At 51.1% G+C, this 13,955-nt stretch carries 10 protein-coding genes; 7 read left to right on the forward strand and 3 right to left on the reverse strand.

Annotated elements, in window-relative coordinates:
- Positions 1-9 precede the first annotated feature (9 nt).
- The gene (locus tag DK507_RS06450) at positions 10-2,451 is read right to left on the reverse strand and encodes a TonB-dependent receptor (protein ID WP_162558927.1); all 2,442 of its coding nucleotides are present in this window, start codon (positions 2,449-2,451) and stop codon (positions 10-12) included.
- 50 nt (positions 2,452-2,501) lie between these two features.
- Between DK507_RS06450 and DK507_RS06455 the strand changes: the two genes are divergently transcribed.
- From DK507_RS06455 to DK507_RS06465, 3 genes are all read left to right on the forward strand, one after another.
- Positions 2,502-3,737 carry a Zn-dependent hydrolase gene (locus DK507_RS06455; RefSeq protein ID WP_109355586.1) on the forward strand — a complete coding sequence of 412 codons (1,236 nt, stop codon included), beginning with the start codon at positions 2,502-2,504 and terminating at the stop codon, positions 3,735-3,737.
- A gap of 40 nt (positions 3,738-3,777) precedes the next feature.
- A complete protein-coding gene (locus DK507_RS06460) occupies positions 3,778-4,917 on the forward strand; it encodes an Ldh family oxidoreductase (protein ID WP_109355587.1) in 1,140 nt (379 codons plus the stop codon).
- Positions 4,918-5,509: 592 nt separating this feature from the next.
- Positions 5,510-5,899: a single-stranded DNA-binding protein gene (locus DK507_RS06465; RefSeq protein ID WP_109356187.1), complete on the forward strand. Its 390-nt coding sequence runs from the start codon at positions 5,510-5,512 to the stop codon at positions 5,897-5,899.
- Positions 5,900-5,984: 85 nt separating this feature from the next.
- Here DK507_RS06465 and DK507_RS06470 read toward each other — a convergent pair whose 3' ends face one another.
- Positions 5,985-6,230: a DUF6437 family protein gene (locus DK507_RS06470; protein WP_109355588.1), complete on the reverse strand. Its 246-nt coding sequence runs from the start codon at positions 6,228-6,230 to the stop codon at positions 5,985-5,987.
- 333 nt (positions 6,231-6,563) lie between these two features.
- On the opposite strand from DK507_RS06470, the gene DK507_RS06475 reads away from it, so the two are divergent.
- The 4 genes from DK507_RS06475 (at position 6,564) to mobF (ending at position 12,984) form a co-directional block, all read left to right on the forward strand.
- The gene (locus tag DK507_RS06475; protein WP_109355589.1) at positions 6,564-6,785 is read left to right on the forward strand and encodes a hypothetical protein; all 222 of its coding nucleotides are present in this window, start codon (positions 6,564-6,566) and stop codon (positions 6,783-6,785) included.
- Between the two features lie 649 nt (positions 6,786-7,434).
- Positions 7,435-7,767 (forward strand): hypothetical protein, encoded by a 333-nt coding sequence (locus tag DK507_RS06480; protein ID WP_109355590.1) that lies wholly within the window; start codon positions 7,435-7,437, stop codon positions 7,765-7,767.
- On the forward strand, positions 7,757-10,012 hold the full coding sequence (locus DK507_RS06485; RefSeq protein WP_109355591.1) for a type IV secretion system DNA-binding domain-containing protein: 2,256 nt from the start codon (positions 7,757-7,759) through the stop codon (positions 10,010-10,012). Before DK507_RS06480 ends, DK507_RS06485 begins: the two co-directional genes overlap by 11 nt.
- A 44-nt stretch (positions 10,013-10,056) precedes the next feature.
- Positions 10,057-12,984, forward strand: a complete 2,928-nt coding sequence (mobF, locus tag DK507_RS06490; RefSeq protein WP_109355592.1) for a MobF family relaxase — start codon at positions 10,057-10,059, stop codon at positions 12,982-12,984.
- Positions 12,985-13,007: 23 nt separating this feature from the next.
- Here the strand turns inward: mobF and DK507_RS06495 are convergent, their stop codons facing one another.
- Positions 13,008-13,643, reverse strand: a complete 636-nt coding sequence (locus DK507_RS06495; protein ID WP_109355593.1) for a S24 family peptidase — start codon at positions 13,641-13,643, stop codon at positions 13,008-13,010.
- Between the last annotated feature and the right edge of the window lie 312 nt (positions 13,644-13,955).

Consider the following 13,955-nt stretch of genomic DNA (forward strand, 5'->3'; position numbering starts at 1 on the left):
GATCGTTTCTTAAAAACGCTTTGTGACAGAACCACCAAATGTGAAAGGCGCGTTATATTGTTGGATCACATTCCCGATTGTAGGTAACAAGAACGTTTGCTGAGAATAGTCTTCTCCGGTTAAGTTTTCTCCAAAGATTGAAAACTCCCAACCACTATCAGCGGTTGCAAGACCAATTCGAGCATTGAGAATAGTATAGGATCCGGTTGAGGTTACAGGCGTATTCGCCGCATCACGCTCAACACTGCTAGAATGTTTCAATCCTACCTGCATGTTGAAATCGAGATTGTCAGAGACGGGAACATCATAAGACGCGAGTGCTGTAAACGTAAAGCTTGGTGCATTCGGTAGTTTATTTCCATTAAACGGAGCGCCCAGTTCCGTGTCCAAAAGGCCAAGCCCCAAATTTAGAGTGAATGGATCGATCGGATTCCAGAATACTTCCACATCTGCGCCATACACCTTTGCACTGTCGGCATTACCCAAAACCGGGCCGAGTGTTCCGGCCACAAAAGTTTGGATATCTTTATAGTCGTAGTAGAAGGCCGACGCATTGAAACGAAGCGTTCCTGTTGGTTCGGTTTTAAGACCAAGCTCGTAGGCGTATACAACCTCTGGTCTGAAGGGTACCAATTCTTCATTGGCAAATGTAATATCACCAATGACACCGCCAGATTTAAAGCCGCGACTGAACGAGGCATAGAGCAAGACATCATCATTCGGTGTGACTTCGACGACAGCGCGACCGGATAAATCTGTCTCACTAAATGTTACATCGGTGGCCGTAATCGCCAACGGCCCTGGGAAGAAGGCTCCTGTTACAGGGTCCTGTAAAAGAAGGCTGGTTCCAAACGGATTCGTATCGGTGGTGCCGCCAACATATGATTTCTTCTCATATGTTAACCGAAGTCCACCGCGCAGGGTAATTAAATCACTGACGATGTAGCTGGCGTCAACGAAGCCTGCGAACGCATCATTCGTTTGCTCATACGCGATTAGCAATCTTGTCAGGAACAAATCATCGGAGAAATTGTTGAAGCTATGATCGACTTTATCATAGGAATAGAAGCCTCCAAGCACGACATCGAAATCATCTTTCGTCACGTTGAGTCTAAGCTCTTGGCTGAACTGTTTAACATCGGTAACTTGCAAATATTCAAACAAGGTTGCGGGCGAAGCATCAATATCTTCCCCAAAACTTCTGTCGAGCGTGCGATATCCCGTAACCGATGTAAGCGTCGCATCGCCGAATTCGGCAGACATTGTTAGCGTTGCATCAAAAGTTTCTATTTCCGAAAGATTTCCGCCCGCAAAATTCGAAGTTCCGGCGCGTGGGTCTGAATTTATATCTTGAAATCCATTAAGGTCCGCACAAGCCGTCGGACTAACATTACCCGCCACAACAGGAGCACAAAATGCTCCTACACCGCCTAAGCCGACCGAAGGATCGGTGGCGAGAATCGGTGCGAGCGGAGGAAACATTAGAAAAGCAGCTACTCCGGCTGCATCAACCGAAGACTGAGGCGTCTGCGCGCCAAATAGTTTATAGGGAGTAGCCGGACCTTCATCGTCCGAATATTGAACTTTCAAATTAGCTTTGAAAGCATCACTCTCATAACCAAGCTGGCCGCGGATACCAAATGCTGTCCGATCTCCATAGTCGTCACCAGTCAACTGATTGTCAAAAAATGATTGTCCTTGATGGTTGACGCGTCCGCTCAAACGAAACGCAACCACATCAGAAAGGGGACCTGTGATAGCAGCTTCGCCTTGGATTACGCCGAAATTACCTCCGGTAAGAGTGGCATATCCGCCAAAGTCAAACTCTGGTTTGCGGCTAATGATATTCACAGCACCACCAGTTGAATTGCGGCCGTAAAGCGTTCCCTGTGGACCTTTTAGAACCTCAAGTCGTTCGGTATCAAAGGTAGAAAATTCGAGAGAGGCTGTTGTGGAAAGGAATACGTCGTCAACGTAGACTGCTACAGAACCTGTATTGTTAGAAGAAAAATCGTTCAGTCCTACACCGCGAATTGTAATAACGGAGTTATTCCCGGCCACGGCCTTTTTGATATCTACGTTGGGAACAATGTTTGCAACATCATTCACATCATCGAACCGCAATTTTTCCAGTTGCTCGCCGCCAAATGCGCTAATTGTTGCCGAGACGTCCTGAACCGACTGTTCGCGCCGCTGCGCAGTAACGACGATTACATTACCGCCGCCATCATCAGACGATGCCTCTTGACCGGCCTCATTTTGTGCAAATGCTGGTGCACCAGCAAGTGAAATTGTCAGTGCAGTCGTGCCTACGAGCAGCTGCCGAAGATAGCGCATGATAGTCTCCCTGGATAATCCTCTTGATTTTTGTTCATAATAGGGAATATATATCAAAACACAAGTTATCTCGGGAATGGATTTCGAAGTTATTGAAAAATAGCTCTTTTTCAATCACCATAATGTCTAATGACTCGAGATTTATCCGGTTAGATGGGGTAAATATGCAACATGATCAATTGAGAATCGATGGCGCGAGGTTATGGGACCGTTTGATGAGCATGGCTGAAATCGGTGCCACTGCGAAAGGCGGTTGCAATCGCCAGGCACTCACCGACGAAGATAAAATGGGGCGTGATCTTTTTTGTGAATGGTCGCGCAATGCGGGTTGTTCCATTCGCTTTGACCAGATGGGCAATATTTTTGCGAGAAGAGCCGGTAGCGATTTTGATGCGTCGCCGGTGATTGCTGGATCACATCTTGACACGCAGCCAACTGGCGGCAAGTTCGACGGCGTTTATGGAGTTCTGGCCGCTTTGGAAGTGATTGAAACACTTAACGACAATGATGTTGAAACCCAACATCCTGTCGAAGCCATTGTTTGGACCAATGAGGAGGGCGCACGTTTTGCCCCGGCGATGATTGGGTCTGGCGTTTATTCTGGTGAGTTCGAATTGGAATTTGCGCATGATATTCAGGACAAGTCAGGTTTGACGCTTGGTGGAGAACTTCAGCGTATCGGATATGCGGGAGATAATCCTTGCGCCCCATCCGCAGTTCAAGCTGCTTTTGAAGCTCATATTGAACAAGGTCCAATATTGGAGGCACAGGATAAGACCATCGGCGTCGTCACCGGTGTACAGGGAATGCGGTGGTTTGATATCAACCTCGTCGGCGAACCGGTTCATGCAGGTCCCACTCCGATGGAGATGCGTAAGGATCCCATACGCGCATTGCAGGTGATCATTGGCGAGGTTTATAAAATTGCGGATAGATTTGCACCACAAAGCCGAGCGACATTCGGTGATTTGAACCTAACGCCCGGTTCACGGAATACTGTTCCGGAAAATGTCACACTGGCCGTAGATATTAGAAATCCGGACGATGACAAGCTAGACCAGATGGAAGAGCAAATGATGGCGGCTATTGAAAAGGCAGCTAGTGATGCTGGTGTGGCTTGTTCTGTTGACACAATATGGCGCTCACCAGCCGTGAATTTCAATGATGATTGTATCAATGCAGTACGCACAGGTGTTGAGACGCTCGGCATCGATGCGATTGAAATGGTTTCAGGCGCTGGCCATGATTCTGTTTATCTTTCGCGGGTGGCCCCCACGTCGATGATATTCGTTCCCTGCAGGGATGGGATTAGTCATAACGAGGCCGAAGATGCACAGCCAGAACATCTGGAAGCCGGGACCAATGTTCTGCTTCATGCGATATTAGAGCGCGCTCTGTAGACAAGACCCTATCCCATCAAGTTTGCAAAGGACTGATCAAATGGCAGAAGGATTAACTCGCAGCGAAGATATTGCCTTCCTCTATTTTGCAATCAAGAGAGTCTGGGAAGCAGCAGGAGCGAGCGGCGAGCACGCACATTATGTCGCCGATGCGATATGCTTTGCTCACAAACAGGGAAAACTAAATCAGGGTCTAGGCGTCTATGAGGCGATTGACATTGCTCTCCAAATGGATGTTCTGGATATCAAGGCAACGCCCAAAGTAATCGACGATGGGCCAACCTGGGCCACAGTAAATGGCAACCGGTCGACCGGCTATTGGTGTCTAAATATCATGGCTGATCTAGCGATAGAAAAGGCTCGTGAATATGGTATTGCCATCGTATTCGGTGGCAATCACAACGATGCTGGTAGCTTTGCTCGCTATGTTTACAAGGCTTTCGAAGAAGATATGATGGCCTTTTCTTCCAATAATACTGTTCCTTTGGCCGCGCCTTTTGGGGGCATGTTTAACAAATTATCCTGCCCGCCTTTTGATGCGATTGCTCCGGCGGGAGACAAAGCTCCGGTATGGACCAGCGTAGCGTTGGCTGAATTTTACGATGCGGATGTGGCGGAAGCTGCGATCCATAATAAACCGCTAAATGGGAAGTGGCTCATTGATCCCGAGACAGGTGAGTTGACAGATGACGTTACCAACTATGCAAGGCCCTTGGAGGGCTATGGCCGCGTCTATGATTGCACGGCTGCAGGGCAGTTGGAAGAGCCGCGAACGTATGCATTGAATATGTGGAATGAGGCTATGACTGCAATCATCAATCCGATTGGAATACCTTCTACATCAATGCCATCAATTGAAGAGGTCGTGAATGCTGATGGTGACGACAAGATACCGACTGTTGGAGGAAGCTATTATCTATGCATCAACCCTGCAAAATTCGGATCGATAGATAAGGTCAAGGAACGGTCTGATTCTTACGTTTCGGAGATCGAGAACTGTCCACCCAGGCCAGGGCACGATGTTCGTGTTCCTGGCTCGGCCGGATATGAGTTTTTGCAAAAAGGTTCGCAGACGGTTCAAGTATTGACGAACCATTGGGACTCCTTTTTCGTCAATATCGCTGGCCGCTATGGGTTGAATGAAAGTCGGTTGCGCGATGAATTCGGGGCGCTCGATTAGACCAATTGTCTCCTCCAAAATGACCGCTATCGGGATAAAGGGGAAACCATTGGGGCGTCCGATATTGGGGCGCAATGCGGACATACCGGCGAAAGCTGTCAGGTACCTGCCTGTGGTGAGCAGATCGATTGCTGTTCTAACCGTCAGTCGGGATTGTGAAAGGGCCATCAAATTTGTTTCCCGCGAAGGGAACAGCAGCGCAACTGAAAGAAACCTCGTAGCATTTTCATCCGTATAACTTGCCCACGTAGCGGGTGAAGTATCCGCCGATGGTCAATTGGCCCGCAGTCTGGTGGCTTTATGAGGCATGCGAATAACAGCACCAAAGCACGAACTCGTCAGTTCTCCTGAAATGGCAATCAACCGAGAGCCAATTCGGCTTTTTCGCGAACCTTCCTGAACCAGGTCAGCAGCATAGCAACCGGCTTTGTTACCGGCCGTGTTGCACCTTTCAGGTGCTGCCCGCACCACCCGGACAAAGCCGGTTTCCCTCCGGCGTTAAAGCGCCTGCGGTGCAATGCTGCTTCTCCTGTTTCTCATCGTCAGTTCGCAAGCCGGAATGGTCCGGTTTGAGAATATCAGGAGAAATATCATGACGAACATTACACTTTTGGTTGGACGTGTTATCCGCGAACCGGAAAGCCGCGACACCAACGGCGGAACAACGGTTACTAATCTCTCGGTTGTCACCGATCGTCCGGCCCGCAACAGCGAAGGCAAGACCTACAAGGACGACAATGGCTATACGGTCAAGGATTCAGAATTCCACCGCGTCACCTGCTTCAACGGGCTTGGCAAAAACGTCGCCCAATATTGCACCAAAGGCCAGATGGTTTCGATCGAAGGACGTATCCATTACACCCAGTGGGAAGATGGTGAAGGCATCAAACGCTATGGCTGCGAAATCCTTGCTGACAAAGTGGATTTTCTCACCCGCGGTGTGTCTCAGGATAACAAGGATGCACCCGACATTGATGAGTGATTAGCAATCTTCATCGCCAACCATTCAGGCCTCGCCGGTTTCCCGGCGGGGCCTTTTTTCTGTTTCTGAGATGCGTAAAAGAAGTCTACTTGGTTGCCAGATGATTTGAAATTCCAAGCTGTTCTAGCGCCTGTTCTTCGCCCATTTTGCCCAGCGCCAACCCAATCTGTTTGAGATGCTTCGCGCCGAAGCTTTCCACGCCCGTTCCCAACAGTACCCGGCCGAGTTCGGTTGCTGCTTTCGTTTCCAGTTCGCGCTGTCTTTGATTGAGTTTTTCGCGGTCGGCTTCGAGTTTCTTGAGTGCGGCTATTGCGCCTGTTTTGCGTGTCATGTGAACTGTCTTTAACGATCTCCCTGCGCCGCTGTGCTGACATAAGAATATGCCTGTAGGAAAGCGCATATTTGCGCAGTCCGTACCAGTCGTATCTGCGGATGGGAGGGTCTTGCTCACTTGTGAGTCTGAGGATGATGCGCGGGATGCTACCGCGTCAAGGACGACGGGGCCCCACCATTTTATTGGCGCTGCGGCTGCGCCTCCGCACCAATAAAATCGTTTCCCCCATCGCCGCTGGTGCGGTCGCCTTTGCAAGGCGATCCCTGACCCGACAACCTCCCACGCATCTTTTGACTTCCTGTCAATTTTGGCAAATTTCAGGAGGTAGTTATGACTCAGGTTTTGGAAAGCAATTACGATACACAAAGCTATTTTGCAGCGGTTGAAACAGCCGAGAAGCGGGCATTGCACAGCTTCTTTGATCAGCATGTAATCGAGGATGACGAGCAGGGATATGTGGCACTGGATGAAGGGGATTATAACGCGCTGCCAGCATGGGCGCTAAACCGCGTGGTGCACACCGTGCATGGCGCGCTTCTCGATGAATTTTGAACGCTAGGCAGGGGCCGGTGGCGGTCTCTGCCTATTTTTTTGTTCGCATGATTAACTAGCTATCGAGGCGATTCTATACAATCATACAGACCCGACAAGGCGTAGGAGATTCGGGCAAACAAATTCAGTTTTCCGTATCGATCTCGACCATTTTGCGACCCGGGCCGGTATTGATACGGGACACACCAAGACCGGGTGTAACAGGGCAATGGATCCTCCCATCCGTTGCCCTTTTTTGTTGCTTGCCTAGCGACGTGTTCTTTCTTTCTTTGCTTTAGATGAGCGCTGATGACAATCATCAGCGCGCGTTTTTATGGTCTATCCATGAGTCATAACGCCTCATGAAAGTATCGAGAAAATCATCTGGATAACTGCTGCCGAGCTGGGAACAAAAGAGAGTACACCGGACGCAGCTTGCTGCCTTGGATATATCCTTTTATATCAATTATTTAAGTCCCGAAATCGACCAATGTAATAGACAAATCCTCTAAGACTTGATGGCTTTTTGCCAAGTCTTACCCCAATCACATCGCCGCAAGTTACTGATAAATAATAAAATATTGTTCATTGACTTAGATTTGTTCACGATTTATTCTTGTTGGGCTTTTCGAAGAGTGAACCAGGTTCTTGAACGTCAAGGAACCTGAGTATGACCAAACATATTTGCTTACAAACCTATCTTTCTTATCCGCTTGCGCAGTGGGTAAGATCGGAAGCTGATGACCACGGAGAATGTGTCAGCGTCTTCATTCGCGATCTTGTCATGGCGGCATATATCGCGCAGGAGGAAGCTGGCAGCGGCGCGTTAAACGATCTCGATCATGCCCGCGAAATTATATTTTCTTCCGTCGCGCTTGATGCCATTTTAACTGCACATCCAGACGGTTCACTTCGGCAAAAAGCCCATGCAGCATATGCCCGTCGTCTGGAACGATTGGGACTGGTACCAGCCTCTTTAAATGGAGGCCGTGATGAAGCGTAATCTCGTCAATTTCACGCGCGGCAGCCAGCTGCTTGGTCACTTTGGTTTCATGTTCGCAAGCGGTCTCAAAGCACCGCTCATCATCGCCGCCATTCTCCTGGTAGGCATGTCCTATTGGCAAGTGACATCCGGTCTTAGCGACAACCAGCAATATCTCGTCGGCATGAACCTTTATGCCTCACTTTACGGGTTTATGGAGTTCGATCCTACCAAACCGATTAATCTCGATCTTGCGGGCGGCGGCAGTATTGAAATGGCAATTTCTACGGTCCAGAATTTCCCTCCGGTTGTTCGCGCAATGGAGGCATTATGGACATCGTTCCGTACGGCCTTGGCCATCTCAGCTTTGTTGTTCTTACCTGCGTTCGCCCTGTTCTACTGGGTTGCAGAATATTTTGGCGGCCGGTCGAAAGAAAGCAAACATGAACGCGGCGCGCAGCTTGCAACATTGCCCGTACTTGAAGCAGAAATCACGCGCCATAATATGGCAGAACAAGCGAAAGAAATGAAAACAGAACTGGGTTGGCGTTGGCGGCTCGCCGGTCAGAAGCAGCTTGCGGCAGCGGGCTTTTACAAACCCTCCAAACTTGCATCTGTCAGCTACCCTTGGCGGCTTGAACAAAGTCACGCGATGCTGATCGGGACCACCGGGACGGGTAAAACCGTAGCGCTATTGGAGATGATCGACGAAGCCCGCAGAAAGGGACAGCGCGCCGTGATATTTGATTTAACCGGCGCCTTTATCGAGCATTTTTATGATCCTTCGCGCGATGTCATATTGAACCCGCTCGATGCCCGCTGTCCGCAATGGAGTGTGTTCAATGATTGTAGCGGTATTGCTGAATTTCATAGCGCGGCTGAAGCGCTTGTGCCGCAAGATGGCGGGGGCGATGACCAGTTCTGGGTTATCGGTGCGCGCTCGGTATTTGTGCAATCCTGCATGCAGCTTTTGAAGGCGGGTACGCCGACCAATGAGGCACTCGCCCAAAAGCTCATTACCGCCGACCTAACCGATGTACATAAGCTTTTGAAAGGTACTGTTGCTGAACAATTGACCGCGCCAAAGGCGGCGCGCATGGCAACATCGATCCGGGCTGTACTCAATGCAAATGCGGAGGCGTTGATGCTACTTCCCAAGCGCGGCCCTGAGTTCTCAATCCGCGATTGGGTAACGGGTGAATGCGAACCCGGCGGGATCATTTTTATATCCGCGCGCTATGTGGATATGAGCATCTGTTCCAAGCTGCTGACATTGTGGATGAACACCGCGATGAATACGCTTATGTCGATGAACCGGACCTCCGAATTGCGCGTGTGGTTCATGATCGATGAGCTCGGCGCATTGCACCGTTTGCCGGCGCTGGAAAAAGGACTGCAAACGGCCCGTAATTTTGGCGGTGCCATCGTCACTGGCATCCATGCCTTTGCCAAACTCAAGGAGGTGTACGGGGAAAATATGGCAATGACATTGTCGTCATTGGCGCGCACCAAATTGATCCTCGCAACTGCTGACCGGGAAACGGCAACATGGTGTTCCGATTTTATCGGTCACCGGCAAATACGCGACATGGAAGAAGGCTATAGCTATGGTTATAATAACGCCCGCGATGCGGTTAGCCTGACCCCCAAAAGGCAGGTCGAACCGCTGCTGCTGCCCGACCAGTTTATGAACTTGCCGCGCCTTAACGGCTACATCAAGTTCCCCGATGGTTTTCCTGCTGCTCCGGTCAAACTGATCCCGCAATCCTGGCCCAGTAAGGCCGAAGGATTTATCGCGCGGGCATTTGATGAACCGCACGAACCGGCAGACGAAACCCCGTCTCCTTCCAAGCCTGATCAGGGAGGTGATAGCGCCGCTGCCGCTGAGGCGCAGTGCGGAGCCGACGGTGATGATAATGAAGACGGCGTGAAACCGTCTACATCAACCCAGCAAGAGTTGGCGTTTGATGAAAACTTGGAGATCGGGGGTGCTCAACCATCGAGCGAACTCGCACCGGAATTGCTCAAAGGCAACGCTGTGGATCCGGTTATTGATGCATCCCAAAACCCAAGGGATGAAGATGAGTTGGCGCAATCGCTTGATACCAAGGACGACAAGTTGCAGCGCTCGGATCTGCCTGATCCGTCTGACCCGGCAAATAACACCCGTATGATCAGCAATGCACGCCGCGATGCTGGCCGCGATCTGCGCGAAGGTGCGGTACGCGATGAACCAGACCGCGATATCGGCGAATATGATATGTGAAACCTGCGCGGTGGAGGGCGCGCCCAAATGATAGGAACTGACCTATGCTCTCCGCCTCCAATGTCCGGTCTGCGGGCGGTGCCGCGAACTATTTCGCAGCGGATAATTATTATACCAAATCCGATGCGGATCGTTCTGGCCAGTGGATTGGTGATGGGGCGGAGCGGCTAGGGCTTCGAGGTCAGGTGGAAGCGCCCGCCTTTGAGGCCCTGCTGCGCGGCGAATTGCCAAATGGCGAGCGTGTGGGCAGCGACAAACAATATCACCGGGCGGGAACCGATCTTACTTTCTCGCTACCAAAAAGCTGGTCGCTGCTCGCTCTGGTTGGCGGCGATAAACGGATCATTGATGCCTATCGGACTGCGGTGACAGAAACCCTGCAATGGGCCGAAAAAAATATCGCAGAGACACGGGTTTTTTCCGGCGGCAAGATCAAGGCCGTTGGCACGGGCAATCTCGCGATCGGTCTGTTTCAGCACGATACCAATCGCAATCAGGAACCCAATGTTCATTTTCATGCGGTTGTTGCCAATGTGACGCAGGGACCCGATGCAAAATGGCGGGCGCTTCACAACGACAAGCTATGGTCCAATAATACGCTTCTCAACAGCATCGCTATGGCGCGATTTCGCCTTGAAATCGAAAAACTGGGATATGCGCCCGGCCGGCAAGGCAAGCATGGCAATTTTGAAGCAGCAGGTATTTCGCGCGAAGCGGTAATGGCCTTTTCTACGCGCCGCCAGGAGGTGCTTGATGCTCGCCGGGGTCCGGGAATGGAAGCTGGCAAGATTGCCGCTCTTGCAACCCGCGCGCCCAAAGAAGCCATCAAGGACAGGGATGCCTTGTCCGCGACATGGCGGGAAGCAGCACAGGCGATGGAACTGGATCTTGGCGGCCTAATTGAAAAAGCAAATATTCGGGCAGCAGGCCTGGAGCTTGATCAAAACCCCAATCTGTCGCTGGCACAAAAAGGAATGATTTTCCTGCGCGCATTCGCCGAAAGGCTCCACGGATATACTGCAAAACCAGCTTCTGATCCTTTGGTACAGGCGCATATTTTAAACAAACCCCGCGAGGAGATCGCTGCAGCGCAGGCGGCCGCTTCGGCCATTCGTCATCTGGCGCAGCGCGAAGCTGCATTTGGAATCCACGATATCTATAAAACCGCTCTCGATTTTGGCCTCCCGACATCCATTGCCCATGTCGAACGCCGCGTGAGGGCTCTTGTCAGGGAAGGTGAACTCGTCCGGGGCAAAGGACGCGACCGCGATTTTCTTACCACCCGTGATGCCTTGCAGATCGAACAGCGCATAATTGGTCAGGTAGAAGCGGGCAGGGGTAAGACTGAGCCGGTTTTGTCTTCACAGATGGCAGGCGAGCAGTTGCAGGCTGTCGCGGGCCTCAATTTTGGCATGACACTCAATAAAGGTCAGGAATCCGCTGGACGGATGATCTTGTCATCGTCCAATCGCACCCTTGCGGTCCAGGGCATTGCAGGGGCTGGCAAGAGCAGTCTTCTTAAACCCGTCTCGCAGCTTTTGGGCGAGAATGGCAAAACGGTTCTGGGTCTCGCGGTCCAGAATACGCTGGTGCAAATGCTCGAGCGCGATACCGGAATTGCATCGATGACCTTGGCGCGCTTCATTGGAAATCATAAAAAAATCCTCGAAGAAGGCGCTAGCAAGAAAGACATTCTCGAAGCCAAAGCCGCCATGAAAAATCATGTGCTGGTGCTCGACGAAGCCTCGATGGTCTCCAATGTCGAAAAAGAAAAACTGGTCCGGCTTGCCAACCTGCTGGAGGTGGACCGTCTGGTGATGATCGGTGACAAAAAACAACTTGGCGCTGTTGATGCCGGAAAGCCGTTTGCGCTGGTGCAGTCTGCTGGCATTGATACCGCCAAGATGATCACCAATTTGCGTGCGCGCGACAAAACACTGCGCCGCGCGCAATATTCAGCCCAGGCTGGCAATATTGGCGAGGCCATGTCCTATTTGAAAGACCATATTGTCGAAACCAAAGAAGGTAGCGCGCTTATTGCCGCTGAACGCTGGTTAGCGCTGGCACCTGAGGAGCGGCAATCGACGGCTATTTATGCATCGGGACGGGCACTGCGCACAGCGGTCAATGAAGCGGTGCAATCCGGATTGAGGGCAAACAACGAACTGGGAAAGCGGGAGTTGAAACTGCAGACCTATAGCCGCGTTAACAGCACCCGCGAGGAACTGCGCTATGTTCACAGCTACAAACCTGGCATGATGATTGAACTCAAAACAGCTGATCGCGCTCAGCGCCTTGGCAAAGGACAATATGATGTCGTTTCGGTCAATGAGCGTACAAAGCAGCTTGTCCTGAAGGATCGAAAGGGCAGGGAGCGAAGCTTTCAGGTGGGCAAACTGCGCGCAAATGCTGCCGAGGATCAGATCGCCTTATATGAAAAGAAGCAGCTTGGTATTTTTGCAGGTGATAAAATCCGCTGGACAGACAGCGATCATAAGCGCGGACTATTTAATGCCGACCAGGCAAATATTACAGCCATCGATGACAAGCATGTGAACTTGCAATCATCTTCGGGTGTCGAACACCGGCTGCGCCATGATGATCCAATGCTCAAACGCGTTGATCTGGCCTATGCACTCAATGCTCATATGGCCCAAGGGCTGACCTCTGATCGCGGAATTGCCGTGATGGATAGCCGCGAGCGCAATCTTTCCAACAAGCAGACATTTCTGGTCACGATCACCCGTCTTCGCGATGGTTTGACTTTGATTGTTGATAACCGCGAGAAACTGGAAGCGGTGGTTGAGAAAAACGATGGCGTAAAGACATCAGCGCTCGAAGTGACCGCACGTCTGGGCAAAGCTGCTGCCACTGGACTTGCGAAAGGTCAGGACATTGCGTCCACAGAACCACAAAAGAACCAGCGAGAACTTGAGAAAGAACACAGCAAGCCGCTGGATATGGGGATTTAAATAGTTTCAGCGCAAATAGTTGATTAGAGCGCGCGACCAAACCAGAGTACCCGGCCAGCAATATGGATTGTGCTGCGGTCAACATCATTCCATGTCGGGTGAGCCGGATTATCGCTGGCAATGGTTACAAACCTGTTATCGGGACGTAGCGCGACGCGTTTGACCATCAGCGTGTCATCAACCCGGATCACATAGATACCGTCGCGCAGACGCGCACCATGATCGGATGCATCTACCAGTACATCATCGCCATCAGAAAGCGTTGGTTCCATCGAATCGCCGATTACACGGACGACCGACAGACTGGCGCCTTTGGCCGGTGTCAACCTGCGCAGCCAGCGCTCATCGAACGAGAAACGCGTTTCCTTATCCTCGCTTGTTGCCAGTGCGCCATGTCCGGCAGAGACATTCACGTCAAGGACTGGCACTTCGATCATTCCATCGGTGTCAGTAGAGGGAGGGCCACCCAAGACCTGTTCATCAACGCCGTAGAAGCTGGCTAGCCTTCGTCTGTCATCAGGATCGAGCTTGCGAGGTGTGCCGCGCTTGATGAACTGCTGGATATAGGCGGCGTTACGGCCGAGCATTTTTGAAAGACCGGAATAATCATCGCGGTTATCGCGGATCAGTCGGTCCAGAGTTTCTCGTACATCATCCATGTTTCGTGCCTTTCGACCCCTCAATAGGATTTATCCTAGACAATATGCAATCTTCCTACTAGGAACATAAAAAGAACACAAGTAGTTTATGATTCGAGGAGGCGTCATGTGAAATTGTTGGATCGTATCGAAATGCACCTGAAGGAAACCCACATGGCGCCGTCGCGCTTTGGTAGGCGGGCGGTGGGTGATCCGAGGTTTGTTCTGGATTTGAGGGCAGGGCGAAGGCCACGGCTGAGGACGTTGCGGAAGGTGGAAGGTTATTTACAGGCCGCTAAAGATAAGGCGACAGAGATACTTCCGATTCAGCGT

It is taken from the genome of Sphingorhabdus sp. EL138, from assembly GCF_900258045.1.
In the GTDB taxonomy this organism is placed as follows: Bacteria; Pseudomonadota; Alphaproteobacteria; order Sphingomonadales; family Sphingomonadaceae; genus Parasphingorhabdus.

Bases quoted from the DNA above. Each gene is read 5' to 3' on its own strand.
- DK507_RS06460 (WP_109355587.1), top strand. From the start codon at position 3,778: ATGGCAGAAGGATTAACTCGCAGCGAAGATATTGCCTTCCTCTATTTT.
- DK507_RS06465 (WP_109356187.1), top strand. From the start codon at position 5,510: ATGACGAACATTACACTTTTGGTTGGACGTGTTATCCGCGAACCGGAA.
- DK507_RS06485 (WP_109355591.1), top strand. From the start codon at position 7,757: ATGAAGCGTAATCTCGTCAATTTCACGCGCGGCAGCCAGCTGCTTGGT.
- DK507_RS06495 (WP_109355593.1), bottom strand. From the start codon at position 13,643: ATGGATGATGTACGAGAAACTCTGGACCGACTGATCCGCGATAACCGC.
- DK507_RS06475 (WP_109355589.1), top strand. From the start codon at position 6,564: ATGACTCAGGTTTTGGAAAGCAATTACGATACACAAAGCTATTTTGCA.
- DK507_RS06455 (WP_109355586.1), top strand. From the start codon at position 2,502: ATGCAACATGATCAATTGAGAATCGATGGCGCGAGGTTATGGGACCGT.
- DK507_RS06470 (WP_109355588.1), bottom strand. From the start codon at position 6,230: ATGACACGCAAAACAGGCGCAATAGCCGCACTCAAGAAACTCGAAGCC.
- DK507_RS06480 (WP_109355590.1), top strand. From the start codon at position 7,435: ATGACCAAACATATTTGCTTACAAACCTATCTTTCTTATCCGCTTGCG.
- mobF (WP_109355592.1), top strand. From the start codon at position 10,057: ATGCTCTCCGCCTCCAATGTCCGGTCTGCGGGCGGTGCCGCGAACTAT.